We start from the raw sequence: 25,647 nt of genomic DNA, 5'->3' as shown, positions 1-25,647 counted from the left end.
TCAGCGGCCCCAGATTTTCTGCGAATCGCGCTGCCAGGTGGTGAGGATGGAGCCGATCTCCTTGGGCTTGGCGAGGAAGCGGGTGAGCGCGGCGTCGGCGGGCGGCTGGAGGGCGTCGCTGGAGTCGCGGTTGAAGTACTGGGTGAGTTCGGCGGCGCCCTCGATCAGCGCACGGCCCTTCTTCACCAGGGCGGTCCCGCTGTCCTTGGCGTCCGGGTTGGTCGGCAGCGCGGTGCCGGAGGAGTTCTTGAGGTAGATCTCCTGGGACTCCGCGGTGGCGAGGTACCGCATGAGCTCCTTGACCTCGGCCTCGCGGCTGGTGCGGGCGCTGGCGAAGTAGCCGTCGGTGGGGGCCTCTTCGGCGACCGGGACCTTCGGGTCGATGACGGGGAAGCGGAAGAAGTCGAGGTCCTCCACCTGGTCCTTGGGGACGGAGTCGGCGAAGAAGGTGCCTATCAGCATCATCCCCGTGCGGCCCTGGAGCAGGGCGGTGGTGGCGTCCTGGAAGGGCAGGGCGGTGCTGTTCGGGTCGAAGTACGGCAGTGCCTCGCCCCACCGGTCGAAGACCTTGCGGACCTCGGGGTCGTCGAACCGGTGCTTGCCGGCGAGGAGTTCACGGTGGTAGGTGGCCCCGTTGATCCGGATGTTCAGGTAGTCGAACCAGGAGGACGCCACCCAGGGGGTGTTGCCGCCGGCGCCGAGACCGATCGGCGCGACTCCCTTGCCCTTGAGGGTGTCGCAGAGGTCCAGGAACTCGTCCCAGGTCTTGGGCTCCTGGACGCCCCACTTGGCGAAGTTCGACTTCCGGTAGAAGACGCCCCACCAGTAGTAGGTGGTGGGGACGAAGACCTTCTTGCCCGCGGCGGAGGTGCAGAGCTTCTGCAACGCCGCGGAGTAGCCGGTCAGTTCGGGCTTGGTCCAGATGTCGCTGACGTCCAGGAGCAGGTCCTTCGACGCGTACGACTCGGCGACCGAGCCGGGGTACCAGGTGTAGAGGTCCGGCGGGTTGGCGGAGGTGAGGTAGGTCGGCAGCTGGGTGCGGAAGGTCTCGGCGGCGACGGTGTTGAGCTTCGCCTTCCCGCCGCCCTGCTTGCCGAAGTCGTCGACGACCTTCTGCATGGCGGTCTTCGCCTGCGGCGCGGAGAGGTTGGACTGGAGGGTGACGTCGCCGCCCGACTCGCTCTTGCCGGTCGATCCCGAGGTGACGCAGCCGCTCAGCAGCGCGGCGGCGCCGACGGCGCCGGTGCCGGCGAGGAACTGACGGCGGCCGGGTGGTGGGGTGGTCATGGGTGAACTCCCTGTCGGACGGTGCGGGTTGAGTGGTGGTGCGAGCGTCGGGGGGCTGTCGGTGCCGGTGGGTGGTACGGGGGCCGGCCGGTGTCGTGTCGCGGCCGGCCCCCTGGGAGTGCGTGGTTACGAGCCGGCCGGGACGGACGTCTGGTGGACGCGGCCGTCGACTCCCCGGAAGGCGGTGAGCACGGTGCCGCCGGGCCCGGCGGTCGCGCCGAGCGCGCCGTCGAAGACGCCGCTCACGAACTCCGGGCGCGCCGACCAGTCACCCCAGGTGCCGCCCTCGGCGCCGTACGCGCGCTGCCAGAGCGTGTAGTCGCCGGCCCGTGCGTACAGCCGCACACCGCCGTCGACCGCGACCAGGGTCGGGCTGCCGCTGACGGTCCCGCCCAGCGACGTCCACGGCGACCAGGTGCCCGCCGTGTCCCGCACCCGCGACCACACCGCGTCCTCGGCGGTGCGTATCGCCACATGGGTCCGGCCCGCCTCGTCGACGACGGCGGACGGCCGTCCGTACACGGTCCGGTTCTCGGGCGCGCCCAGCGAGGTCCAGCCGGAGCGCGGGCCGCGCGCCCGGATCTGTCCGTCCTCGTCATGGGCGAGGAGCGTCCAGTCGCCGGCGCCCTCGAAGGCGACGGACGGCGCGTCGGCGAGATTCCCGCCGAGCTTCTGCCAGCGTCCCCACCGTCCGCCGGCGAAGGCGCGCGTGTAGGCGGCGTCGTCGGTGCCGCGGACGAAGACGTCGATCCGGCCGGGCTCGTCGGCGGAGGCGTAGGCCGCGGGCTGGCCGAGGATCCGGCCGCCCGTCGGGCCGCCGAGGTCGGTCGTACGGGACGACCAGTGGCCGTCACGTCCGCTCTGCTGCCGCAGCGAACCGTCCGTGCCCCTGGTGAAGGCGGTCAGCCGGTCGCCGTCGCGTACGAGGGCGGGGCTCGCGGTGGAACGCGTGCCGAGCGAGGCGCCGGGCGCGTCGTCCTGGCCGCGCAGGGTGAGGAAGGCGGTGCCGTGCGCGGGGACGTCGACGGTGTACGAGCCGTTGTGCGTGCCCCGGTCGGCGCGGGCGCGTACGTCCCGTACGGACACGTCGCCGGTCAGTCCGGCGTCCGCGAAGGTCACGGTCCGACTTGCCGCCTTGTCCGAGCGGTTGAGGAGGACGACGGCACGCTTGCCCGCGCCCTTGAGGGTCTTGCTGTAGACGTCGCCGGTGGAGTCGGTGGCGACGCGTACGCCCTGGATGGCGAGCGGGTCCTGGTCGACGGCGATGATCTCCGGGTTGGTGAGGGTGTCGATCATCGACTGCGGCAGGGTGCGCGGGTCGGAGCCCATGACCAGCGGCGAGCCCATCACGGCCCACATGACAAGCTGGGTGGTGGACTCCTCCTCGGTCAGCTCGTACGAGCCGTCCTCCAGCTTGCGCATGGGGATGAGGTAGTCGGGGTCGTTGTAGTGCCCCGGTCCCTGGGCCTCGGGGTGCCAGGCGTTGGCGTCCATGTTGCGCAGGACGTTGGCCCACTGGCCGGCGGAGGGGGTGCCGAAGGCGACGTCGGTGCCGGTGCGCCAGGAGTCACCGGTGCGCGGGCCGTAGACATAGGTGTTGTGCGCGTCCTGCTCGGGGGTGTGCGGGATGCCCCAGTCGTCGGTCAGCGGGTTGCAGAGGTTGAGCAGCATCGGGCGGCCGGACTTGGCGACAGCGTCGCTGAACTCCTTGAAGGCGGGCCCCGGGTCGATCTTCTCGGAGATCCCGCAGAGGAAGTCGACCTTGATGGCGTCGATCTTCCAGCCGGCGAACTGCCGCGCGTCCTCGGTGTAGTGGCCCCGGCTGCCGAGCCCGCAGCTCTTGCCGCCGTCGTAGGTCCCGGCGTCGGTGTAGATGCCTGCCTTGAGCCCGCGCTTGTGCAGATACGTCACCAGGGCGGGGATACCGGACGGGAAGCGGTCGGGGTGCGCGGCGAGCCGGCCCTCGCTGTCGCGGGGGTTGTCGGCCTGCCAGCCGCCGTCCAGCCAGACGATGTCGTAGCCGGAGTCCCGGAGCCCGCTGCTGACGAGGTGGTCGGCGACCGACCTGACCTCCTCCTCGGTGGGGGCGCCGAGTCCGTAGTAGGTGTTCCAGCCCATGTAGGGCGTGGGGGCGAGCCCGCTGTCGTAGTACTCGGGCGCGCCCTGGTCCACGGTCCCGGTCCCGGTCCCGGTCTTTGCTGTCTGCTGGTCGGCGGTCCGGACGGCGTCCCGGCCGTCGGCCGCCTGCGCGGAGGGCACGGCCACCGCGACAAGCGCGGCGACGACGGCGGCCACCGTGGCCCGATGCGAAGTCACTGATGTCTCCCGAAGGTTGGGGTCACGACGAAGACTGTCGCCGCGCGGCCCGACCCTGTCAACGATTATTACTAATTAATTTAAACAAGTGACCGGGCAAGTGACTGGAAGGGACAACGATCTCGTGCGACCGGCCATCCGTCCGGATACCGATCACATAGGCTCGACGGCACCATGAAGAGCAACCACACATCGCTCGGTCCCAAGGCCGACAAAGAGACGGTGCGCCGGCACAATCTGAGCCTGGTGCTGCGCGCCGTACGGGACGAGGGCGAAGCGACCAGGGCCGGTGTGGCGGCGCGGGTCGGACTGACCCGGGCCGCGGTGTCCTCGCTGGTCGAGCAGTTGCTGGACAGCGGATTCCTCTCCGAGTCCGGCAAGACGTTCAGCGGGCAGGCGGGACGGCCCGGCACCGTACTGAAGGTGACGCGCGCCGGACCGGCCGGCATCGGCGTCGAGATCAACATCGACTACGTGTCGGTGTGCGTGGTCGACCTGTCGGGCACCGACCGCGTACGCCTCACCGAACACCTCGACAATCGCGGCGCCGCGCCCGCCGAAGTCCTCGCCCGGGGCGCCCGGATCGCCGCGCGCACCCTCGACTCGGCCGCCGAACAGGGCCTGTCGCCGGTCGGGGTGCAGCTCGCGCTGCCCGGTCTCGTCGCCGGGGGTACGGTCCGCCAGGCGCCCAACCTGGGCTGGAACCAGGTGCCCGCCGAGGAGCTGTTCGCGCGGGCGCTGGCGGAGGCGGGGCCCACCGCACCGCCGCTGCCGGTGCGTTCGGAGAACGAGGCCAATCTGGCGGCGCTCGCCGAGCTCTGGTTCGGCGGCCTGGGCGGCATCCGCAGCTTCCTCTATCTGTCCGGCGAGATCGGTGTCGGCGGCGCCCTGGTGCTCGACGGTGAACTGCTGCGCGGCGCCAACGGGTTCGCCGGTGAGATCGGCCATGTGGTCGTCGACGCCGACGGGCCGCTGTGCAGGTGCGGTTCACGGGGCTGCCTGGAGCAGTACGCGGGCCAGTCGGCGCTCCTGCGCGGCGCGGGGCTCGACGAGAACGCCGGGGTGCCGGGGGTGGTGGAGCTGGAGGCCCTGGCCAGGAGCGGCGACGAGCGCGCGATCGCCGCCATCGGTGACGCCGGCCGGATGCTGGGGCGGGTCCTGTCGGGCGCGGTGAACCTCTTCGACCCCGACGCGGTGGTGCTGGGCGGGATCTACCGGAGCCTGATGCCGTGGCTCTCGCCGCCCGCCGACGGCGAGTTGACCGGCCGGGTGGTCTCGGGCCTGTGGCCGCACGACAGCGGCAGGCTACGCGCGTCATCCTCGGCGGGCGACGCGGCGCGGGGCGCGGCGGCGCTGGTGGTCCGCGCGGTGCTGGCGGACCCGGTGGCGTACGCGGACCGCACAAGCGCGTAGCGCGAGGGGCGCGGGGGTGGGGCGTCGACGGCGGGCGCCGGGCCGAAGGCGCGGGCACGCGCCACCGCGCCCACGGCGTGCGGAGACCGACGCCGCCCACGCGGACGCGCCGCGGGGGCAGGTGGGCTCCCTCGCACGCGCACGGCTCGGGCCGTCTTCCGCCAATCGCGCCGTCAGGTGGCCGGTTCCCGAACACGCGCACGCGGGGCGGGCCGGCGGCCGGCTCGCCCCGCGTGCTCCGTCGTGTCAGGACTCGGTGGTCAGCGCGGGGTCAGCGGGCACCCAGCAGGTGGTCCATCGCCAGCTGGTCGAGGTGCTCGAAGGCCATGCCGCGGCTCGCCGCCGCCGCCACGTCGAAGTCCTCGTACGCGCCACGGTCGGCCAGCAGGCCGGCCACGCCGTCGGCGGCGGTCGGCTGCCCCAGCTCGTCCAGGCGCGAGGCGCGCAGCGCCTCCTGGACCTCCGGGTCCGCGCGGAACGACGCGGCGCGCTCCTTGAGGATCAGGTAGTTGCGCATGCAGCCCGCGGCGGACGCCCACACCCCGTCGAAGTCCTCGGTGCGCGGCGGCTTGAAGTCGAAGTGCCGCGAGCCGTCCCAGCCCGCCGTCTCCAACAGGTCCACCAGCCAGAACGCGGCGCGCAGGTCACCGGCGCCGAAGCGCAGGTCCTGGTCGTACCGGGTGCCGTGCTGGCCGTTGAGGTCGATGTGGAAGAGCTTGCCCGCCCACAGGGCCTGCGCGATGGCGTGCGGGAAGTTGAGCCCGGCCATCTGCTCGTGGCCGGTCTCGGGGTTGACGCCGAACAGCTCGGGACGCTCCAAGCGCTCGATGAAGGCGAGCGCGTGACCGACGGTCGGCAGGAGGATGTCCCCGCGCGGCTCGTTCGGCTTGGGCTCGATGGCGAACTTGATGTCGTATCCCTGCGAGACGACATACTCGCCGAGCAGGTCGAAGCCTTCCTTCATCCGGTCGAGCGCGAGGCGTACGTCCTTCGCCCCGCCGGACTCCGCGCCCTCACGGCCGCCCCAGGCGACGAACCTCTTCGCGCCCAGCTCGGCGGCCAGGTCGAGGTTGCGCAGGGTCTTGCGCAGCGCGAAGCGGCGGACGTCGCGGTCGTTCGCCGTGAAGCCGCCGTCCTTGAAGACGGGGTGGGTGAAGAGGTTGGTGGTCACCATCGGCACGACGAGCCCGGTGGTGTCCAGCGCCTGCCGGAAGCGCTTGATGTGCGCCTCGCGCTCGGCGTCGGACGAGCCGAACGGGATCAGGTCGTCGTCGTGGAAGGTCACTCCGTACGCGCCCAGCTCGGCGAGGTGCTGTACGGACTCGGTGGGATCGAGCGCCGGACGCGTCGCGTCTCCGAACGGGTCCCTGCCTTGCCAGCCGACCGTCCACAGACCGAAGCTGAACTTGTCCGCGGGGGTGGGAGTGAAACGTTCCGTCATTTCTCTGGCCGCCTTCGATACCTCAGGTCCGGCAGGTGCAGACCTTTTTGTTTCCTGACATGACTAATAATGCACCTCCGGGTGGGTACGGAAAAGACCCCGCGTTCGCCCAACCCCACCCGGAGCGGTGAACACCGCTTCGGGCAAGGAAATGACACTTATCCCTGCCGGATGCACGACAACATCACGTAATTTGTTGGCCTGCGGCCAAAATACCGTCGCAAGCCCCGGAAACCAGGAAGAGGTACGAGCGTGCCGCACAGCCAGGTGGTCATCGGCGTCGACAGTTCCACGCAGTCGACCAAGGCGGCGTTCACCGACGCGGCGACCGGACGGCTGCTCGCCGTCGGGCGCGCCCCGCACCGGGTGACGGGCGAGGCCGGGGCGCGGGAGACCGACCCCGAGGTGTGGTGGCAGGCGCTGTGTGAGGCCGTCGCCATGGGCCTGAAGGAGTCGGGCGTACCGGCGTCCGCCGTCACGGGCCTGGCGGTCGCCGGCCAGCAGCACGGCCTGGTGGTGCTCGACGCCGCCGGGAAACCCCTGCGCCCCGCCCTGCTGTGGAACGACACCCGCTCCGCCCCGCAGGCCGCCGCGCTCACCGAGGCGCTGGGCGGTCCGGACGCGTGGACCGCCAGGACCGGATCGGTGCCGGTCGCCTCGATGACGGCGGCGAAGTGGCAGTGGCTCCGGGAGAACGACCCCGCCTCCGCCGAGGCGACGGCGGCCGTCCGGCTGCCCCACGACTTCCTCACCGAACGCCTCGCCGGTACGGCGGCCACCGACCCCGGCGACGCGTCGGGCACCTGCTGGTACTCGACGCAGACCGGGGCGTACGACCCCCAACTGCTCGCGCTCGTGGGCCTCGACGAGTCGATGCTGCCCACCGTCGCCCCGACCGGCGCCGTCCGCGTCGGCTCGCTCACCGCCTCGGCCGCCGAGCAGCTGGGGCTGCCGGCCGGTATCGCGGTGGCCGCCGGGACCGGCGACAACATGAGCGCCGCCGTCGGCCTCGGCCTCGGCGGCGCGGGGCTGCTGGACCACCCCGTGCTGAGCCTCGGCACATCGGGAACGGTCTTCGCCGCCACGCGCACCAGGCCCGCCTCGGCCGCGCTGTCCGGGTTCGCGGCGGCGGACGGGACATTCCTGCCGCTCGGCTGCACCCTGAACTGCACGCTCGCCGTCGACAAGGTCGCCGAGCTGCTGCGCCTGGACCGCGAGGACGTGGCGCCCGGCGGGGAGGCGGTCCTCCTGCCGTACCTCGACGGGGAACGCACCCCCGACCTGCCGACCGCCTCCGGTCTGCTGACGGGCCTGCGGCACGACACGACACCGCAGCAGTTGCTGGGCGCGGCGTACGAGGGCGCGGCGGTGACGGTCCTGCGCGCGCTCGACGAGGTCCTGCGCGCCTGCGGCCTCGACCCGGCGGACCCGGCGGTGGCGGGCCGGCCGCTGCGGCTGGTGGGCGGCGGCGCCCAGGGCCGTACGTGGGTGGAGACCGTACGGCGCCTCTCCGGGCGCCCGGTGATCGTGCCGGAGAGCGGCGAGCTGGTCGCCCTGGGCGCGGCGGCGCTGGCGGCGTCGGCCGCGACCGACGAGGACCCGGTGGCGATCGCCGCGTCCTGGAAGACCGGCGACGGCCCCGAACTGCCGCCCGTGGCAAGGGACATGGAGACCTGGGAGCGCGTCGGTTCGGTGCTGGACCGGGCGGCGCCGAGCCTGCTCTCGTAGGGCGGCTGGGGTCGGCGGGGCGGGTGGGGCACCGGCGTACGCGAACACGTCGGCGTACTCCCCCCGCCCCGCCGGCGCACGCCGCCGGGGCCCTCTTGATGGCAGGTCGGGAACAGTCCTACCCTGCCGGTCTGCGCGGCGACGCCGCGCGCCGGAGGAGGGACGAGACCCGCCCATGTCCGACGCAACGAAAGACGACGCGCTCTCCGACGATCTGCCCGACGCGGACATCCTCAAGGCGCTCGCCCCGTACATGGCCCGGGGCGGCGGCGGGGCGGCCAGCCTCGTCCGGATCCGGGACATCGAGCGACGGCAACTGGTGCGCGGCGACGTCGTCCGCTTCACGGAGCGGCGCACCGAGACCCAGCGGACGGCCTTCGGTACGGAGGACCTCTCGGCGCTCCCTCTTTACGAAGGCGCCATCGCGGACCACCCGTTACCGGCGCCCGAAGGTCCCGGCAAGCTCACCCTGATCCGCTCGGCCTCCTACCGGCTGGTGCCCTGCCCGTGCGACGGCGGGACGCAGCAGTGCGCCAGTTGCTCCGGATGCGGGCGGCACCCGTGCTCGTGCCGCAACGAGCCGCCCGCGTGCGACGTGTGTCTGGACGTCGCCCCCTGCTCGCAGTGCGAGACGACGGGCCGGCGCGGCGGCCGTACGACGAAGGCCCGCCCCGCCGCGGCCGGTCCGCGCGCCACGGCGCCCGGCGCGCAGCGGATCACCTGCGCGGTGTGCGGCACCGCCGAGGCCGCCTGCCCGCGCTGCTCGGGCCGGGGCAGGATCCGGTGCCCGCAGTGCGATGGCCGGGGCCACGAGTCGTGTGCGCGCTGCTCCGGGCGGGGCGTCGGCACGCACGAGGTGTGCGGCGGCCGGGGCAGCCTCTCGCACTGGGTGGAGGGAACGGTCGAGTACGCGAACGAGAAGGCGTCCCTGTCGCTGCCCAGGCCGGACTGGCCCGACAAGGTCCGGGACCGGCTGGCGGGCGCCGCCCGGTGGCAGCAGCTCGACATCCCGCCGGGCGGCGGGGTACCGGCCGGCGTCGACCACGAACACCGCGCCGCCGTGTCGGAGCACCTGGCCCGGGGGACGGTGGAGCTGTCCCGGCGGGTGACTCTCGAAACCTGCCCGCTGGCCCGGGTGGAGCTGGTGGACGAACCGAACCGGGTCTTCTACGTCTTCCCCGGCGCCCGGAGGCTCGAAGTCGTCCCGACCCTGTCGAACCAGCTCAAACGCCGCCTGATCGCGGCCGGGGCGGTCATCGTCATCATCGTGGTCCTGATCCTGTGGCTCGCTTCCTAGGAGGTGTCCGCGACGACACCCTGACCGCCCGGCCCCTCTATTCCTGGATGCCGCCCTCCGCGCTGGTCTACTGCGTATGGATCTTCAGACCGAGCGGAGGAAGGACACATTCATGCATGTCTTCGTCGCGGGGGCCACCGGCGCGGTCGGCCGGCTGCTCGTACCGCTGTTGCTGGACGCGGGTCACCAGGTGACGGGTACGTCCCGGTCACGCGCGGGCGCCGAACGGGTGAGAGACCAGGGCGCGTCACCCGCCCAGGTCGATGTCTTCGACCGGGACGCCCTCCACGAGGTGATGGCGGCGGCGGCGCCGGACGCGGTGATCCACCAGCTCACCGACCTGTCGGGCGCGGACGGGGAGGCGACGAACCGGCTGCGCGAGGTAGGGACCCGGAACCTGGTCGACGCGGCCAAGGCCGCCGGCGTACGGAGGATCTCCGTCCAGTCGATGGCCTGGATGTACGCCCCCGGGAACGGCCCGGCCACCGAGGGCGAACCGCTCGACCTCGGCGCCGCGGAGCCGCGCGGCTCGATCGTGGAGGGCATCCGGGCGCTGGAGGAGATGGCCGCCGAGGTGCAGACCGCGGTGTCGCTGCGGTACGGAGTCCTGTACGGCCCCGGCACCTGGTACGAGCCGGGTGGCCCCGTCGCCGCTGCCCTCTCCGGTGATCCGGACGCGCGGTTCCTGGGCAGCGTCGAGGCGGACAACTCCGTCAACTCGTTCGTTCATGTCGCCGACGGCGCTCGCGCGGCCGTCCAGGCCCTCGACTGGCCGTCCGGTCCCGTCAACATCGTGGACGACGAGCCCGCGCGGGGGCGGGAGTGGCTGCCCGTCCTCGCGGACGCCCTCGGCGTACCCGCACCCGAGGTCTCCACGGGCGGCGCGAGCTGGGCGCGGGGAGCGTCCAACGCTCTGGCCCGTTCACGGGGCTGGCGTCCCGAACATCCGACCTGGCGCTCCGGCTTCGCGGAGGACGACGCCTGACGACCGGCCCACGGCCGTCACCGGACAGGCGGGCCGTCAGCCGGCCGGGCGGCGCCGGCGTCGCCCGGTTCATCCTCCCGGCTGTGGTCGCCCGCCAGTTTGTAGGTGAGAGGCCGGCAGGCGTTGAACCGCCAGATGAAGAGGTGGTAGATGGCGGAGCCGATGACGGCACCCAGGACGGGCACGACCAGATAGATCCACAGGTCCATGGTCCGGCCGGAGAGCGCGGCCGGACCGAACTGGCGGGCCGGGTTGATCGAGCCGCCGCTGCGGGGCCCCAGCAACGCGATCACCAGCGCGACCGATCCTCCGATCACATAGGGCAATGTGCGGATGTAACGGGGGTAGGCCAGGATGACGCCGACCACGAGGATGAGCGCCATCATCGCTCCCGCCTCGGCGAGGAAGACGTCCGCGGCCCGCCAGGTGGGGGCGGGTCTGATCGCCGCGTGCGAGACGGAGGCGTTCGACACCGTCGACCCCCACACCAGGCGGGCGAGCGCGGTGCCGGTGACCGAGCCCGCGAGCTGGGCGAGGGCGTACGGGACGACGCTGCGGCCGGGGAAGGCGTCCATCAGCCACAGGGCCACGGTCACGGAGGGGTTCATGTGGCCGCCGCTGCGCCGGCCGGGTGGGCTGAGGATCAGGGCGGTGAGGATCGCCCCGCTGATCACGCCGATGACGGCGAGCGCGACCTCCAGATCGGCGATGAAGAGATCGGATCCCGGATCGCGCAGCCATCGCACCACCGTCACCGTGAGGAAGAGCAGAACGGTGGTGAGGAGGTACTCGTCGAGGACGCGCGCCAGGGGAAGCCGGCGGGGAAGAGCGGGAAGGTCACTCACCATGAACTCCTGACATCGACCTGCCGGCGGACCTGAGTCCCGGGATACCAGTCCCAGGGCGGAATCCGGGTTTCCCAGGCCGCGTCCACCCGAAATGCCGAGGGAAAGGCGCGTGCGGGGCCCGCTCGGAGAGGCCGGCCGTCAGCCCGTCGTCAGGCCCGACGCCGATTCGCTCAGCGCGTCCAGGACCGGGCGGATCAGGGGGTGGTGGTCCGCGCCCCTGCGGACCGCGGCGAAGACCCGGCGCGTGGCGGACGGCCCGGACACCGGGCGTACCACCGTGCCCTTCAGCTCCATCCCACGCAGCGCCGAGCGCGGTACGAGCGCCACCCCCGCCCCGGCCCCCGCGAGGGCGACCACCGCGCGGAAGTCGTCCGACGAGTGCACCAGGCGCGGTTCGAAGCCCGCCAACTCGCAGGCGAGGCGCATCACCTCGTGGCACGGGTTGCCCGGATAGGGGCTGATCCAGTCGCTGTCCGAGAGTCCCGCGAGCGGGACCTCGATCTCGCGGCAGAGCGGGTGCCCCTCGGGCAGGACCGCGTCGAACGGCTCGGCGTAGAGCGGTACGCGCGACAGGCGCGGGTCGTCCTCCGTGGGCGCGCCCCGGTATTCGACGGCCAGCGCCACGTCCGCCTGCCCGTCGAGGAGCAGCGGCAGGCTCTCGTCGCCCTCGGAGTCCCGTACGCGTACACGGATGCCCGGGTGCGAGTCGGCGAGGTGCGCGATGGCCGGGGCCAGCACCTCGGCGATCCCGGTGGCGAAGGCGGCGACCGTGATCTCGCCGGCCGCCCCGCCCGCGTAGGCCGCCAGCTCCGCCTCGGCCCGCTCCAGCTGGGAGAGGACCGCGTGCGCGTGTGTGAGCAGGATCTCCCCGGCCGCCGTCAGCCGTACGCCCCTGCCGCTGCGGGTCAGCAGCGCGTGGCCGGTCTCCTGCTCCAGCGCGGCGAGCTGCTGGGAGACGGCCGACGGGGTCAGATAGAGCGCCGCGGCCGCGGCGGTCACCGTACGGTGGTCCGCCACGGCTCGCAGGATGCGCAGTCGCCGGGGGTCGATCACTCAGCCATAGTGCCAGGCCACGGCAGGTTCGGGCCGGGCCCCTCAGCCGACGAGCGCCGCACGCGCGTCGACGAACGCCGCCACCGCGCGCTTCACGTCCGCCGTGGAGTGCGCCGCCGACAGCTGTACCCGGATCCGCGCCTGTCCCATCGGGACGACGGGGTACGAGAAACCGATCACGTACACGCCGCGCTCCAGCAGCAGCTCCGCCATCCGTCCCGCCTCGGCGGCGTCGCCGATCATGACCGGGGCGATGGGGTGGCCGCCGGGCAGGATCTCGAACCCGGCCGCCGTCATCTCCGTACGGAAGAGCGCCGTGTTCGCGTTCAGCCGCTCGCGCAGTTCGCCGGCGCTCTCCAGCAGGTCGAGGACCGTGATCGAGGCGGCGGCGATGACCGGGGCGAGGGAGTTGGAGAAGAGGTAGGGGCGCGAGCGCTGGCGCAGCAGCGCGACGATCTCGGCGCGAGCGGCGACATAGCCGCCGGACGCGCCGCCGAGCGCCTTGCCGAGGGTGCCCGTGATGATGTCGACGCGGTCCATCACGCCGTGCAGCTCGGGGGTGCCCCGGCCGCCGGGGCCGACGAAGCCGACGGCGTGCGAGTCGTCGACCATCACCATGGCGTCGTACCGGTCGGCGAGATCGCAGATCTCGGCCAGGGGCGCGACGTAGCCGTCCATGGAGAAGACGCCGTCCGTCACGACGAGGCGGCGGCGCGCGTCCTGCGACTCCTTGAGCCTGGCTTCGAGCTCGGCGAGGTCGCGGTTGGCGTAGCGCAGCCGCCGGGCCTTGGAGAGCCGGATGCCGTCGATGATGCTGGCGTGGTTGAGCGCGTCGGAGATGACCGCGTCCTCGGGGCCCAGCAGGGTTTCGAAGACTCCGCCGTTGGCGTCGAAGCAGGAGGAGTAGAGGATCGTGTCCTCCTGGCCGAGGAACGAGGAGAGGCGCTGCTCCAGCTCCTTGTGGATCTCCTGGGTGCCGCAGATGAAGCGCACGGAGGCCATGCCATAGCCCCAGCGGTCGAGCGCGTCCTTGGCGGCGGCGACGACGTCGGGGTGGTCGGCGAGGCCGAGGTAGTTGTTGGCGCAGAAGTTGAGGACGTCGCCGGCTCCGACGGAGACGGACGCGCTCTGCGGGGTGGAGATGACGCGCTCGGGCTTGAAGAGTCCGGCGTCCCGGATCTCGTCGAGGGTGGTGCGGAGGTCGTCGCGGACGGACGCGTACATAACAGGGCTCCCGTGGGAAGGGTGAGCGGGTCGAAGGGGGTCGTGGCCGCGGAGAGGCCGGGGGGCCTCAGGCCCAGTTGAGGATGATCTTGCCGCCGGTGGCTCGGGCCGCCTCGTCGAAGGCCGCGTCGAAGTCCTCGTAGTCGTAGGTGCCGGTGATGACGGGCCCGAGGTCGAGGCCGCCTTCGAGCAGCACGGTCATCGCGTACCACGTCTCGAACATCTCACGGCCGTAGATGCCCTTGACCGTGATCATCGAGGTCACGATCTTCGCCCAGTCGACGGCGAACTCCTTCGCGGGCAGCCCCAGCATGGCGATCCGGCCGCCGTGGGTCATGTTGTCGACCATGTCGCGCATCGCCTCGGGGCGGCCGGACATCTCCAGACCGATGTCGAACCCCTCCTTGAGGCCGAGCCGCCGCTGCGCCTCGGCGATGTCGGTGTTCGACACGTCGAGCGCGAGGGTGGCGCCGACCTTGCGGGCGATCTCCAGACGTTCGGGGCTGACATCCGTGATCACGATGTTGCGGGCACCCGCGTGCCGGGCGACGGCCGCCGCCATGATGCCGATCGGGCCCGCGCCGGTGATCAGGACGTCCTCACCGACGAGGGGGAAGGTGAGCGCGGTGTGCACGGCGTTGCCGAACGGGTCGAAGATCGCGGCGATGTCGAGGTCGACGGGGGCGCGGTGGACCCAGACGTTCGACGCGGGCAGCGCGACGTACTCGGCGAAGGCTCCGTCGCGGCCGACCCCGAGTCCGACGGTGCTGCGGCACAGATGTCTGCGCCCGGCCAGACAGTTACGGCATTTGCCGCAGACCAGATGTCCTTCGCCGCTCACGAGGTCCCCGACGGCGATGTCCTGGACGTCGGCCCCGACCGAAGCGACCTCGCCGACGAATTCGTGACCAAGAACACGTGGCACGTCGACGGCCTGCCGCGCCCATCCGTCCCAGGCGCGGATGTGCAGATCGGTGCCGCAGATGCCGGTGCGGAGCACCTTGATGAGTACGTCGCCGGGTCCGGTCCGCGGCTCGGGCACATCGGTGAGCCGGAGCCCCGGCTCGGCCGTCAGCTTCACAAGTGCCTTCATCGGGGCGGCTCCAGGCGGTGCGGTCCAGGTACGGACGGAGTGCGGAGGGGGTGCTGAGGGGTGCGGACCGGGACGCGGACGCGGGTGCGCCGCGCGTGCGGACGCGATCAATGCTGGTCGATGTCGGCACCAATCTCCCGCCGCCACGACCATTCAGTCCATCGAGGATTTCTTAAGCGGGCCGACAGCCAAGCTTCACGCGATACGGGAGCGGGACGGTGGGCCGAACCGGAAACCAGGTAAGAAATCGACCACTTGTGCGGACCCAAGTACCGCATCCGCGAGATGCGGTACCGCCGCTCCCCTTACGATCGGTGGCCACCGCGAGTCATGAGTGGGAGTGAGACAGCGTGAGCAGTCCGTTCAAGGCCTCAGTCGTCAAGGCGGCGCAGGCCGGGGACCAGCCGGCCAGGGACCGGCTCGGCCACGAGTCGCTGCCGCTTGTCCACCAGCTCGTCGGCCACGCCCTGCACGGCCACCCCGAGGTGGACGCCGTGACACGGGAGACGGTGCGCCATGTGCTCGCCGGCCTCGACGGGCTGCGCCGCCCGGCCGACTTCCGCTCGTATCTGGTGACCACCACGATCGCCCGGATCCGTGCGCACGCGGACCATGTGTACGACCCGGCCCTCCCCCGCCCCGACTTCGACTTCGTGGATCTGATGATCAGCCGGCTCGGTCTGACCGGTCAGCACCGCGAGGTCGCCGAGGCCACGCGGTGGGTCGACAGGGAGCACCACGCCCTGGTGGCGCTGTGGTGGCTGGAGTGCGCCGGTGAGCTCACCCGGCCCGAGGTCGCCGCCGCCCTCGCCGCCAACACCCAGCAGGTGGGCGCCCGGGTCGAGCGGATGGAGCACGAGCTGGAGACCGCCCGGGTGGTGGTCCGCGCGCTGTCGGCGGAGCCTCCGTGCGTCCTGCTGGAGCAGCTGACCGGCGGCTGGGACGGCATACCGTCCCCGCTCTGGCGGGAGCGAATAGCCGGGCACACCCACGAGTGCACCGTCTGCTCCGGGTACGCGGCCGGTCTGGTGCCCGCCGACGCCCTCGTGGCCGAGCTGCCGCCGGTACCGGTCGGCTCCCGTCCGGACCCGGCCGGGTCCCCGTCCGCGTACGGCCACGGCAGTGCCTCCGCCGGCGGCCACGACGACGGCGGAGCCGGCAGCCGTACGCGGGCCAGGGACGCCCAGCGCCGCGACCGGCGGGCGAGACGGCGCCGCGTCGTCACCGTGACCGCCGCCGTCGCCGCGCTGGTGGCCGCCGCAGGCGTCGCCCAGTTCGTCTCGGGCGAGCGGACCGAGGACGAGTCGCGCGCCTCCACCGCCGTCGAGCCCGAAGCGCTGGAGCCCAAGTCGGCGGCGAGCCGTACGGCGGAGTCGGCCGGTCCCTCGCCCTCTCCCTCGCGCACCAGCGCGAGCCCGTCGCCCTCGCCCTCCCGCTCGCCTTCCAAGAAGGCGGCGAAGCCGAGCAAGCCCGCGCCCGACCCGCGACCCTCCAGCGCCGATCCGGCCCCGAAGCCCGACCCGAAGCCGACGCCTGACGAACCTCAGCCGGGCGGCGGCGGCTTCGCCGAGCAGGTCACCACGCTCGTCAACTCCGAGCGCTCCAAGGCCGGTTGCGGCCCGGTGACCGCCAACTCCCAGCTGGAGACAGCCGCGCTGCGCCACTCCCAGGACATGGCGGCCAAGGGCTACTTCGACCACAACAGCCCGGACGGCAGGGACCCCGGCGACCGGATCACGGCAGCGGGCTACCGGTGGACCACCTACGGCGAGAACATCGCGAGAGGCCAGCAGACACCCGAATCGGTGATGGAGGGCTGGATGAACAGCCCCGGCCACCGGGACAACATCCTGAACTGCGCCTTCAAGGAGATCGGTGTCGGCGTCCACGACGCGTCCGGCGGACCGTGGTGGACCCAGGCGTTCGGCGCGCGCGGCTGAGGGCGGATCGAACCCGCCCGCGCGGAATCCGCCGAGACCGGTCGCCCCGTCGCCGTACGGCGGAGCCCGCACCCGCTCTGACATGGGAAACCCCGGCGGCGCGGTCACGTCGTGTGATCCCGGCCATGCCACATACGGTCAATTCTGGCCAGGCATAGGTCAGCCGCACTGTTATTGACGAACCGTCATGGGCATATACGCTCCATTCGAGCAACTCCCGCCCTACACCACCCCGCGCCAGATCTTCACCGAACCAGCCCTGTGTCCGCATATCTCCCAGGAGGCCGGTCATGACGTGCGTCGAGGAACAGGCCGTTGCCCGGCAGCTCCCGCCCGTGCCGTTCTACTGCCCGGTGGAGCCGGCCGTGCATCCCGGCGTCGACATCCTGAACGACCTGACGGTGGACTGGATGCTGAGCCAGAATCTCGATACCGACGAGCAGCAACGCAAGCGGCTCGCCGTCTGCGACTTCGGCGGGCTCACCGCGTCGACGATGCCGTACGGGAAGCTCGAACCGCTCACCCTGATGGCCAAGTTCCACGCGGTGCTCTTCTCCCTCGACGACGGAGTCTGCGACGAGACCGACGCCACGGCCGATCTGATGGCCCAGGAGACCTCCCGCATCATCCGCGCGGTCGAGGCCCCGGGGGCCAACTCCCGCTCCGACTCGCCGCACACGGCCGCGCTGCGCGCCCTGCGAACGGAGCTGGAGCAGTACGCGTCCCCGCGGCAGCTGCGCCGCTGGACCGACGCCATGCGCGTGTACACATCAGGTCTGGTGTGGGAGGCGTCCTGGCGCAGAAGTGACGAACTGCCGTCACTCAACGACTACATCACCCTGTGGATGCGGGCCATCGGCATGGCACCGTCCACGGCGATGATCGAGATCGTGGGCGGATTCTCCGTACGCGACGAGGAGTTGGCGGATCCACGCGTCCAGGCGCTCACCGAGATGGCCTGGACGCTGGTCAGCTGGGACAACGACCTCTACTCACGGAACAAGGAACTGCTGCGCGCGGGCGACGACCTCAATCTGATCGACGTGCTCTGCCAGGAGCTCGGCTGCGAGCCGCGCGAGGCGCTGAATCACGCGGTGGCCATGCGGGACCGGGTGATGGTGCTGCACGGCCGGCTGAGCGAGCGGGTCCTGGTGGACGCGAGCCATGAACTGCGCGGCTACATAGAGGGGTTGGGGCAGTTCATCCGGGGCCATCTGGACTGGGCGTCGGTCTGTCCCCGCTACTCGGTGCCGTCGGGACCGGTGGCGGAGCCGGGCGGCTGGTGGAAGCGGTACCCCTCCGACTCGGGCACCGAGCCCCTGCCCATCCCGACCATCTCGTGGTGGTGGGAGCAGCTGGACACCACGCACTGAGCGTCCGGCCCGCCCCCACCACCGCCCGAGGGCGTGTGGTCAGTACCCCCGCCACCACCGCACCACTGCCCGCCACGCCCGTGCCGGCGCGCCGGGTCCGCGCTGCGCCGGGATCCGCGCGGCGGACGCCGGCACGGACTTCGGTGGTCCGGCTGGCGGTACGGGCGGCGGTACGGCGGGCCCGCCGGGCGCGGCCTGCGCGGGCACCGGGCGAGGCGACCGCACCTGCCACTCGTCGCGCGGCGCGTGCTCCGGCGTTGCCGACGGCGGCCCGGCGACATCCTGCGGCGGGCGCGCCGCGAAGGTCACCGGCAGTTCCTGGAGGTGCCGCGACATCAGCGACGACGACCAGCGCAAGTCCGCCTCGGGAATGGCCAGTTGAAGGTCGGGAAGCCGCAGCAGCAGCGCGTCGATGCCGGTGTCGGCGATCGCACGCCCGATGTCCTGGCCGGGGCACTCGTGCGGGCCGCCGCTGAAGGCGAGATGGGCGCGGTTGCCCTGCATGGAGGCGTTGACGTCGGGCCGTACCACCGGGTCGACGTTGGCCGCGGCGATCCCGACGACCAGCGCGTCGCCCGCCTTGATCCGCTGCCCGCCGAGCTCGGTGTCGCCGACGGCCCACCGGCCGAAGATGGTGGTGAACGGCGGCTCGTCCCAGAGGGTCTGCTCGACCGCCTCGGGCAGTGTCATATGGCCGCCGCTGAGCTGCGCCCGGAAGCGCGGGTCGGTGAGCACCATGCGGAGCACGTTGGCGATGAGGTTGGCCGTGGTCTCGTACGCGGCGACCAGCACCAGCCGCAGGTGCTGCGCGACCTCCGTGTCGGTGAGTCCGGCCGGGTGCTCGACCAGCCAGCTGGCGAAGTCCTCCTGGGGCGCCGCGCGGCGCCGGGCGACCAGCCTGTCCAGGACGCCCATCACGTACTCGTTGCTCTCGACGGCCGTCTCGGTGCCCTTGATCATGTCGCGGGCGGACTGGACCAGCCGTTCGTTGTACTCCTCGGGCATGCCCAGGATCTGCGCCATCACCATCATGGGCAGGTGCTCGGCGAAGCGGCTGACGAGGTCGGCCCTGCCCGACTGGCAGAAGTCGTTGACGAGCCGGTTGCTGTAGCGGTTGATGAAGCGCCGTACGCCCCGGTGGTCGATCCGGCCGATCGAGTCGGTGACGGCGCCGCGCAGCCGCTCGTGGTCGGCGCCGTCCGCGAAGACGCAGATGGGCTGCCAGGTGAAGACCGGCGCGAGGGGGTGGTCGGGCGGCACGCTGCCGTCGTTGACGGCCCGCCAGCGGCGGGAGTCCCGCGAGAACTGCGAGGGCGTACGGGTCATGTGCAGGTTCTCGCTGTGGCCGAGGACCAGCCAGGCGGGTACGTCGCCGTGCAGCAGGACCGGCGCCACCGAACCGTGCTCGGCGCGCAGCTTCTCGTACAGGCCCGCGGCGTCGTTCTCCGCCTCGGGGCCGTAGAGCCGCCGCAGCCCGGTGGGCGCCGGACGGCCGCCGCCGAAGGAGTCGGCGACGAGGCCGTGGGCCGGGCAGCCCGGGGGCGGGGCGGCGGGTTCGTCCGTTCCGGGCCGGTGCGAATTGGGCGTTGTCACGGTCGCTCCAGGGATGGGAGGAGTCCAGGGCTGGGCAGGGAGGGGAAAGGGCGGATCAGGCCGGCAGCGCCAGCGAGTGCAGATAGCGCATGAGGGTCAGCAGGACGTCACGGCTCGACGCCCGCAGCCGTGCGTCGCAGTCGACCATCGGCACCTCGTCGGGCAGGTCGAGCGCGGTGCGCAGCGCCTCGACGGGATGGCTCGGCGCGTCGGGGAAGGTGTTGACGGCGACGACGAACGGCACGCCGCGCTCCTCCAGCCGCCCGATCACGTCGAAGCTGACTTCGAGACGGCGGGTGTCGACGAGAACGACGGCGCCGAGGGCGCCCTCGAAGAGGCCGTTCCAGAGGAACCAGAACCGCTCCTGGCCCGGGGTGCCGAAGAGATAGAGCACCAGTTGGTCGCTGATGCTGATCCGGCCGAAGTCCATGGCGACGGTGGTGGCGGTCTTGCTCTCCACCCCGGAGTTGTCGTCCACGCCGACGCCGGCCTGGGTCATGGTCTCTTCGGTGGTGAGCGGGCGGATCTCGCTCACCGAACCGACCATGGTGGTCTTGCCCACCCCGAATCCGCCCACGATCACGACCTTCACTGCGGAGGTCGCCGTGGTGGGAAGTACGTCCTCGCTCCTGGGGCCTGTGATCGTGTCAGAGCTTCTGGAGTCCATGCATCACCGCTTCGAGAAGGGACCTGTCGGGGAGTGAGGCGCGGGCGACGGGCGCGCGGGACTCGACCAGATCCAGCGTGAGAAGGTCGGTCAGCAGCGCCGTCACCACGCTGAACGGCAGGCTGAGATAGGCCGACAGCTCGGCCACGGACAGCGGCGCCCCGCACAGCCGCAGGATGGCCGCCTGTTCGGGCGGCACCGTCGGTGAGGGGGCCTCGCGCGCCACGATCATGGTGACGAGGTCGAGCGAGGCGCGCTTGGCCCCGTCCGGGCCACCCGTGATCACGTACAGCCGCTCCGGGTCCCCCACGTCGGCCCCGGGCAGCCTGCGCTCTCGTCGGGGAGGAGTCATCCGGTCGGCCCGTCATGTCGCGGCGGACTCGTCAGATGGGCGCCGATCCGGACGACCATGTCCCGCATCCGGGCGCCGACGAGCCCGGCGTCCACCGTCTCGTCGGCGAGTACGGCGAGATAGGCGCCCGTGCCCGCTTCCATCAAGTAGAAGAATCCGCCGCCCACTTCGATGACGACGAGCCTCATCCGGCCGTCGCTCATCGGGATTTCGGCGGCGACGGCGGCGGCGAGGCTCTGAAGCCCCGCGCAGGCGGCGGCGAGCCGGTCGGCGACGTCGGGGTCACCGCCGTGCCTGGCGATTCGCAGTCCGTCGGCGGAGAGCACCACGATCTGCTGAATCTGCGGAACCCCGTCCGCGAGCTCCTTGAGCATCCAGTCCAAGTTCGCGCGCTGCTGGATCACTTCAGGTCCCCTTTGCCCCACATGTCATCGGATTCGCCGCGCTCGCCGGGCCGGTCCGGCGGCGCCTCCCCCGCTCCTGTCGCGGCGGCCGTGCCCGTCCCCGCGGAACCTGTCGGCGGCGCCTGCATCTCGCCGTTGACCGCCTTGGTGAAGGCTTCGAGCCAGATGCCGGGGCCGGGTTTCCGGTCCTCCCCGGTGCCGTTCGAGGTGCCCGGCGTGCCGGTCGTCCCCGCCGTACCGGGGGCCGCTCCGTTCGAGGGACGCGGCACCGGGGTGCGCACGGTGTTGTGCGAACCCAGTGGGGCCCTGCCGCGGCTGCGGCGCTGCGGAAGGCCGTTCGCGGTCCACTCGGTGACGACGGGGACGTCGTCCTCCATGCCAGCCCCGGCGGCGGGCCGTACCGGGCCGGTGGCCGGGCGGGGCGCGGGAGGGGCGGCCGGCGCGGCCACCGGCGCGGACGTACGGGTCGTGGCCGGTGCGGGAGGCGCCAGGGCCGGGGCGCCGCCCGCGGCCGTGCGCGACGGGCGCATCTGGGGCAGCTCGGTGCCGCCGATGCCCATCGCGGTCGCGCCGATGCCGTGGGCGATACCGGGCGCGGGGCCGGTGGTCACCACGTCGCGCGGTACGACGAGGACGGCGCGGACGCCGCCGTACGCGGACTGCCGCAGCGAGACCTGGAGGTTGTACATCTGGCAGAGGCGGCCGACGACCGCCATGCCGAGGCGCGGGCTCTCGCCGAGGTCGTTGAGGTCGATACCGGCCTGCGCCTGCGCGAGCATCCGCTCGGCCCGGGTCCGTGCCTCCTCGCTGAGACTGACGCCGCCGTCCTCGATCTCGATGGCGATGCCGGTCTGCACCTCGACGGCGGTCACATGGACGCGCGTCTGCGGGGGTGAGTAGCGGGTGGCGTTGTCGAGGAGTTCGGCGCACGCGTGGATGAGCGGCTCGACCGCCGTACCCACGATGGCGACCTTGGCGATGGAGTGCAGATCGACGCGCTGGTACTCCAGGATCCGGGACATGGCACCGCGCAGCACGCTGAACAGCGGTACGGGCCTGGGCCATTGGCGCCCGGGACGGGCCTTGCCGAGGACGGCGACACTGTCGGCGAGCCGGCCGATGAGGGCGGTGCCGTGGTCGATGCGCAGCAGGTCGTCGAAGACGTCGGGATTCCGGCCGTGGTGCTCCTCCATCTCGCGCAGCTCGCTGGCCTGTTGGTGCACGAGGGACTGGACGCGCCGGGCGATGTTGACGAAGGAGCGCTGCGCGGACTCGCGCATGGCCTCCTCGTCGTCGACGATGTCGAGGATCGCGCGGAGCAACGCGCGCTGCGAATCGGGGAGTTCGCGGTAGCGCTCGTCACCGTCGACGATGACGTTCATGACCTCCTGGGGCGAGTTCCCCCGGCGGAGCTGGTAGATCGCGAGCGGCATCAGTTCCTTGCCGAGGCGCACGCTCTGGCTGTCGTGCTCGGCGATGCGCCGTTCCAGGAACGCGACATGCTGCCCGTACCGGGTGTGCAGAGCGCGCGTCGCCTCTCCCCGTCTGCTGATCTCCAGCGCGCCCCAGCCGACGAGGACGGTGGCGACCGCGCCGTACGCCGCGACCGGCACACGGGCGGCGTCGGCGACGAAGACCACGACGGCAGCTGTCGCTGTCGCCATCAGTACCGCGGAGAGCAGAAGCGCGCGAACGGTGGATGACGCTTGATCATTCATGGGTGCTTCAACACGAACCATGTAAGCCCTCTGGCGGTCGATTCCGGGGTCGGGTATTCGAAACTATTGCGGCACATGGGAACAAGCGCCTGATTCCATCTCAACTCGGCGCGCTCCGCGAGAGCTTAGTTCGGGCGAAACACGGCAGCGGCATATTCACGAACCTCGTGCGCGGGCGGGCCCGGGGGGCATAGACTCGCGGATTTTGCACGGAGAGCTCTGAAACCAGCGCGTACGGTGACGACATCAGTTCGAATGACGCGGCCCTGTACGTGTGTTACCCCTGGGCTCCCTGAGTCGGTTGGGCCCTGGCGACGGCGAGGCGTGCCGCCGGCCGCCGCGGCGCGGCCTCCGGGGCCGTTTCGTTCAGCACCGGTGGTGGCCCGACCACGCAGACTCGGCCCATGCACTTCACCCACGCCCCGAGCCTCACCGGGGCCATCGCCTTCCTGACCACACACGCGCGGCTGCTGGACCGGCGCCGCTTCGATCTGCTGCGCGGCACGGGCACTCCCTCCGCCGTCGTCACCGCGCTGGACGGCTACCGGAACAGCGACGGCGGCTACGGCTGGGCGCTGGAACCCGACTTGCGGTCCGCCCTCAGCCAGCCGGTCGGCGCGCTCCTCGCCTTCGAGGTGTTCGAGGAGTGCGCTCCCGCCGTCTTCTCCCGGGCCACCCAGTTGTGCGACTGGCTGGGGTCGATCAGCCGCCCCGACGGCGGCCTGCCGTTCGCGCTGCCGATGTCGGGGGCGGACGCGGCCGGCTCGGCGCCGTTCTGGGCCGGGGCCGATCCGCACGTCTCCTCACTCCACATGACGTCGGAACTCGCCGCCGCCGCGCACCGCGTGGGCCGGCACGACCCGGCCGTGGGTGACCATCCCTGGCTGGCGCGGGCCACCGACTTCTGTCAGGAGCGGATCGCCGGTCTCGACCGCCCGCCGCCCGCCATCGAGTTCCGCTTCGTCCTGGACCTCCTCGACACCATCCACGGCAGCCACTCGTGGGCCCCCGCCGAGCTGGCGAGACTCGCCGCGTTCCTGCCGAGGGACGGCAGCCCCCTGCCGGTCGAGGGCGGCGGCGAGGACGAATCGCTGCGGCTGCTCGACTTCTCGCCCCGCCCCGGCCGACCGCTGCGGGAGCTCCTCGACGCGTCGGTGATCGCCGAAGAACTCGAACAGCTGGCCGCCGACCAGCGCGAGGACGGCGGCTGGAGCGTCGACTGGACGGCCCACTCCCCCGCGGCCGCCCTGGAGTGGCGTGGTTACGCCACCGTCCGCGCGCTCACGATCCTGCGCGACCACGGCATCCCGCTCGCACACGAACGGTGAGAACGCACGACCTGACGAGGGGTGACGGCCGGACGAGCGGCGGTCGGACAGGGATCGAGGCCGGAGGCAGGGACGGGCGGTCGCGGCCGGACGGGGATACCTCCGGTCGGCTCACGCAGCCGTGCGCGCCCGGTGGTCCGTTCCTACGGTGGCTGAATGATCATCAGATCGATCCTGCGCCCCGCGTTCGCCGGCACGGTGGCTCTGACCACCGGGCTCACCGGACTGCTGACCCTCGTCCCGGCGTCGGCGTCCTCCCCGACGGCCACCGCCGCAAGCCGGGTGGACTCAAGGGCCGACCCCGCCGGAGACGTCTCGCGGCCGGCGGATCCCTCGCTGCTGTACCGGCCCGGCACCCATGTGCGCGCGGCCTCCGGCGCGCCCGCGCCGCCCAAGGACGTCTCCGCCCTCTCGTGGGTGGTCGCCGACGCGGGCTCGGGAGCGGTGCTCGCGGCCCACAACGCCCACAAGGCGCTGCCGCCGGCCAGCACCCTGAAGACCCTTTTCGCCGTCACCGCGCTGCCCCGGATCCCCGCCGGTGCCCGGCACAGCGTGACCCAGGCCGACCTCGCGGGGCTCGGCGAGGGCAGCAGCCTGGTGGGCGTCGCCCCCGGCCGGACGTACGACGTGGCCGATCTGTGGCGTGGCGTCTTCCTCAGCTCGGGCAACGACGCGGTGCGGGTCCTCGCCGGGATGAACGGCGGCTGGGACTCGACGATCACCCAAATGCAGGCCAAGGCGGAGGCGTTGGGCGCGCGCGACACCCGCGTGGTCTCGCCGGACGGCTACGACGAGCCCGGCCAGGTGTCATCCGCGTACGACCTCGCGGTGTTCGGGCGCGCCGGGCTGAAGCTGCCCGCGTTCGCGGAGCACTGCTCGACCGTCGACGCCCAGTTCCCCGGGAACGGCGGTTCGACGTTCGGCATCCGGAACACGAACAAGCTGCTGACGGGCTCCGGTGGTGTGGAGCGCTACCCGGGGCTGATCGGCATCAAGAACGGCTACACCACGAGCGCGGGGAACACGCTCGTCGCGGCGGCCCGGCGCGGGGACCGGACGCTGCTGGTGACGGTGATGAATCCGCAGTCCGGAGCCTCGCGGGCGGTGTACGAGGAGGCCAGGACCCTGCTGGACTGGGGGTTCGCGGCGGCGCCCGCCGTTACTCCCGTCGGGTCGCTGATGCCGCCCCGGCCGCCGAGCCCGCCGCGCCGGGCGGCCGAGGAGGCGAAGCGGGGCCCGGTCGCGCGGGCCGGGCTGGCGGCGGGGCCCGAGGCGGACGCGGCGGGAGGGGCGCGCGTGGCGGAGGGGGGCCGGCTCACCTCGGCGGGTGAGCGGGCGGGTCCTTCCGAACCTGCCGGCCGGGACTCCGCACCGTCCGGGTACGCCTGGCCCGTCGTCTTCATCGGCGCCGCGTGTCTCGCCGCGCTGGCGCTGTTCCTCGTACGGCGCACCGCACGGCGGCGCCGGTATCCGGTGGGCCCGCTGCCGTAGACGTGGTCCGCCGGCGCCGGGCGCGGCACGGTCCGGATGCGGCCTGCGGCGACGGCGCGCACAGTGGTGTGATGGAGAAACAGGTGGTGGCCGAGC

20 protein-coding genes are annotated in these 25,647 nt (G+C 72.2%); 8 read left to right on the top strand and 12 right to left on the bottom strand.

From position 1 onward, the window contains the following. Together IEY79_RS24460 and IEY79_RS24455 are read right to left on the bottom strand one after the other, a co-directional pair. Positions 1-1,287, bottom strand: coding sequence for an ABC transporter substrate-binding protein (locus IEY79_RS24460; RefSeq protein WP_189109731.1), 1,287 nt, complete (start codon positions 1,285-1,287; stop codon positions 1-3). 126 nt (positions 1,288-1,413) lie between these two features. Further along, positions 1,414-3,603: a DUF8189 domain-containing protein gene (locus tag IEY79_RS24455; RefSeq protein WP_373292613.1), complete on the bottom strand. Its 2,190-nt coding sequence runs from the start codon at positions 3,601-3,603 to the stop codon at positions 1,414-1,416. Positions 3,604-3,777: 174 nt separating this feature from the next. Here IEY79_RS24455 and IEY79_RS24450 point away from each other — a divergent pair, with 174 nt between their 5' ends. Beyond that, complete coding sequence (locus IEY79_RS24450; RefSeq protein ID WP_189109730.1) at positions 3,778-5,016, top strand: ROK family transcriptional regulator; 1,239 nt, start codon at positions 3,778-3,780, stop codon at positions 5,014-5,016. A gap of 271 nt (positions 5,017-5,287) precedes the next feature. Here the strand turns inward: IEY79_RS24450 and xylA are convergent, their stop codons facing one another. Beyond that, the gene (gene xylA / locus IEY79_RS24445) at positions 5,288-6,457 is read right to left on the bottom strand and encodes a xylose isomerase (protein ID WP_189109729.1); all 1,170 of its coding nucleotides are present in this window, start codon (positions 6,455-6,457) and stop codon (positions 5,288-5,290) included. 252 nt (positions 6,458-6,709) lie between these two features. On the opposite strand from xylA, the gene xylB reads away from it, so the two are divergent. The 3 genes from xylB (at position 6,710) to IEY79_RS24430 (ending at position 10,467) form a co-directional block, all read left to right on the top strand. Next, a complete protein-coding gene (xylB, locus tag IEY79_RS24440) occupies positions 6,710-8,185 on the top strand; it encodes a xylulokinase (RefSeq protein ID WP_189109728.1) in 1,476 nt (491 codons plus the stop codon). 175 nt (positions 8,186-8,360) lie between these two features. Then, entirely contained in the window at positions 8,361-9,482 is a 1,122-nt protein-coding gene (locus IEY79_RS24435) for a hypothetical protein (protein ID WP_189109727.1), read from the top strand. Positions 9,483-9,558: 76 nt separating this feature from the next. Then, complete coding sequence (locus IEY79_RS24430) at positions 9,559-10,467, top strand: NAD-dependent epimerase/dehydratase family protein (protein ID WP_229701086.1); 909 nt, start codon at positions 9,559-9,561, stop codon at positions 10,465-10,467. 17 nt (positions 10,468-10,484) lie between these two features. Here IEY79_RS24430 and IEY79_RS24425 read toward each other — a convergent pair whose 3' ends face one another. The 4 genes from IEY79_RS24425 to tdh all read right to left on the bottom strand — a co-directional run bounded on the left by IEY79_RS24425 (position 10,485) and on the right by tdh (position 14,685). Continuing rightward, complete coding sequence (locus IEY79_RS24425; RefSeq protein ID WP_373292612.1) at positions 10,485-11,312, bottom strand: MIP/aquaporin family protein; 828 nt, start codon at positions 11,310-11,312, stop codon at positions 10,485-10,487. Positions 11,313-11,453: 141 nt separating this feature from the next. Beyond that, complete coding sequence (locus tag IEY79_RS24420) at positions 11,454-12,368, bottom strand: LysR family transcriptional regulator (RefSeq protein ID WP_189109725.1); 915 nt, start codon at positions 12,366-12,368, stop codon at positions 11,454-11,456. Positions 12,369-12,410: 42 nt separating this feature from the next. Beyond that, a complete protein-coding gene (locus IEY79_RS24415) occupies positions 12,411-13,592 on the bottom strand; it encodes a glycine C-acetyltransferase (RefSeq protein WP_189109724.1) in 1,182 nt (393 codons plus the stop codon). A 67-nt stretch (positions 13,593-13,659) separates the two neighbouring features. Then, the gene (gene tdh, locus IEY79_RS24410; protein ID WP_189109723.1) at positions 13,660-14,685 is read right to left on the bottom strand and encodes an L-threonine 3-dehydrogenase; all 1,026 of its coding nucleotides are present in this window, start codon (positions 14,683-14,685) and stop codon (positions 13,660-13,662) included. A gap of 350 nt (positions 14,686-15,035) precedes the next feature. Here tdh and IEY79_RS24405 point away from each other — a divergent pair, with 350 nt between their 5' ends. Both IEY79_RS24405 and IEY79_RS24400 read left to right on the top strand, forming a co-directional pair. Beyond that, positions 15,036-16,625 carry a CAP domain-containing protein gene (locus IEY79_RS24405; protein WP_189109722.1) on the top strand — a complete coding sequence of 530 codons (1,590 nt, stop codon included), beginning with the start codon at positions 15,036-15,038 and terminating at the stop codon, positions 16,623-16,625. A 290-nt stretch (positions 16,626-16,915) separates the two neighbouring features. Beyond that, a complete protein-coding gene (locus tag IEY79_RS24400; RefSeq protein ID WP_189109721.1) occupies positions 16,916-17,998 on the top strand; it encodes a terpene synthase family protein in 1,083 nt (360 codons plus the stop codon). A 39-nt stretch (positions 17,999-18,037) separates the two neighbouring features. Here IEY79_RS24400 and IEY79_RS24395 read toward each other — a convergent pair whose 3' ends face one another. Genes IEY79_RS24395 through IEY79_RS24375 form a run of 5 tightly spaced genes read right to left on the bottom strand, consistent with a single transcriptional unit; the run spans position 18,038 to position 22,753 of the window. After that, a complete protein-coding gene (locus IEY79_RS24395; RefSeq protein ID WP_189109720.1) occupies positions 18,038-19,591 on the bottom strand; it encodes a cytochrome P450 in 1,554 nt (517 codons plus the stop codon). Between the two features lie 55 nt (positions 19,592-19,646). Further along, positions 19,647-20,258, bottom strand: a complete 612-nt coding sequence (locus tag IEY79_RS24390; RefSeq protein WP_189109719.1) for a GTP-binding protein — start codon at positions 20,256-20,258, stop codon at positions 19,647-19,649. Further along, positions 20,239-20,610, bottom strand: coding sequence for a DUF742 domain-containing protein (locus IEY79_RS24385; RefSeq protein ID WP_189109718.1), 372 nt, complete (start codon positions 20,608-20,610; stop codon positions 20,239-20,241). The genes IEY79_RS24390 and IEY79_RS24385 overlap by 20 nt, the downstream gene beginning before the upstream one ends. Beyond that, the gene (locus IEY79_RS24380) at positions 20,607-21,014 is read right to left on the bottom strand and encodes a roadblock/LC7 domain-containing protein (RefSeq protein WP_189109717.1); all 408 of its coding nucleotides are present in this window, start codon (positions 21,012-21,014) and stop codon (positions 20,607-20,609) included. The genes IEY79_RS24385 and IEY79_RS24380 overlap by 4 nt, the downstream gene beginning before the upstream one ends. Further along, the gene (locus IEY79_RS24375; RefSeq protein ID WP_189109716.1) at positions 21,011-22,753 is read right to left on the bottom strand and encodes a sensor histidine kinase; all 1,743 of its coding nucleotides are present in this window, start codon (positions 22,751-22,753) and stop codon (positions 21,011-21,013) included. Before IEY79_RS24375 ends, IEY79_RS24380 begins: the two co-directional genes overlap by 4 nt. Before the next feature lie 383 nt (positions 22,754-23,136). Here IEY79_RS24375 and IEY79_RS24370 point away from each other — a divergent pair, with 383 nt between their 5' ends. Together IEY79_RS24370 and IEY79_RS24365 are read left to right on the top strand one after the other, a co-directional pair. Further along, entirely contained in the window at positions 23,137-24,060 is a 924-nt protein-coding gene (locus IEY79_RS24370) for a hypothetical protein (RefSeq protein ID WP_189109715.1), read from the top strand. A 156-nt stretch (positions 24,061-24,216) separates the two neighbouring features. Beyond that, the gene (locus IEY79_RS24365) at positions 24,217-25,551 is read left to right on the top strand and encodes a D-alanyl-D-alanine carboxypeptidase family protein (protein ID WP_189109714.1); all 1,335 of its coding nucleotides are present in this window, start codon (positions 24,217-24,219) and stop codon (positions 25,549-25,551) included. Positions 25,552-25,647: the final 96 nt, after the last annotated feature.

Source organism: Streptomyces camponoticapitis, from assembly GCF_014646115.1.
GTDB classification, from domain to species: domain Bacteria; phylum Actinomycetota; class Actinomycetes; order Streptomycetales; family Streptomycetaceae; genus Streptomyces; species Streptomyces camponoticapitis.
The sequence above is the reverse complement of the archived record's forward strand: the minus strand, read 5'-3'. Positions and strand labels throughout refer to the sequence as shown.

What these genes read in the sequence shown, in the direction of transcription:
- IEY79_RS24460 (WP_189109731.1), bottom strand. Translation starts at nt 1,287, where the DNA reads ATGACCACCCCACCACCCGGCCGCCGTCAGTTCCTCGCCGGCACCGGC.
- IEY79_RS24450 (WP_189109730.1), top strand. Translation starts at nt 3,778, where the DNA reads ATGAAGAGCAACCACACATCGCTCGGTCCCAAGGCCGACAAAGAGACG.
- xylA (WP_189109729.1), bottom strand. Translation starts at nt 6,457, where the DNA reads ATGACGGAACGTTTCACTCCCACCCCCGCGGACAAGTTCAGCTTCGGT.
- IEY79_RS24435 (WP_189109727.1), top strand. Translation starts at nt 8,361, where the DNA reads ATGTCCGACGCAACGAAAGACGACGCGCTCTCCGACGATCTGCCCGAC.
- IEY79_RS24430 (WP_229701086.1), top strand. Translation starts at nt 9,559, where the DNA reads ATGGATCTTCAGACCGAGCGGAGGAAGGACACATTCATGCATGTCTTC.
- IEY79_RS24415 (WP_189109724.1), bottom strand. Translation starts at nt 13,592, where the DNA reads ATGTACGCGTCCGTCCGCGACGACCTCCGCACCACCCTCGACGAGATC.
- tdh (WP_189109723.1), bottom strand. Translation starts at nt 14,685, where the DNA reads ATGAAGGCACTTGTGAAGCTGACGGCCGAGCCGGGGCTCCGGCTCACC.
- IEY79_RS24400 (WP_189109721.1), top strand. Translation starts at nt 16,916, where the DNA reads ATGACGTGCGTCGAGGAACAGGCCGTTGCCCGGCAGCTCCCGCCCGTG.
- IEY79_RS24390 (WP_189109719.1), bottom strand. Translation starts at nt 20,258, where the DNA reads ATGGACTCCAGAAGCTCTGACACGATCACAGGCCCCAGGAGCGAGGAC.
- IEY79_RS24385 (WP_189109718.1), bottom strand. Translation starts at nt 20,610, where the DNA reads ATGACTCCTCCCCGACGAGAGCGCAGGCTGCCCGGGGCCGACGTGGGG.
- IEY79_RS24375 (WP_189109716.1), bottom strand. Translation starts at nt 22,753, where the DNA reads ATGGTTCGTGTTGAAGCACCCATGAATGATCAAGCGTCATCCACCGTT.
- IEY79_RS24370 (WP_189109715.1), top strand. Translation starts at nt 23,137, where the DNA reads ATGCACTTCACCCACGCCCCGAGCCTCACCGGGGCCATCGCCTTCCTG.
- IEY79_RS24365 (WP_189109714.1), top strand. Translation starts at nt 24,217, where the DNA reads ATGATCATCAGATCGATCCTGCGCCCCGCGTTCGCCGGCACGGTGGCT.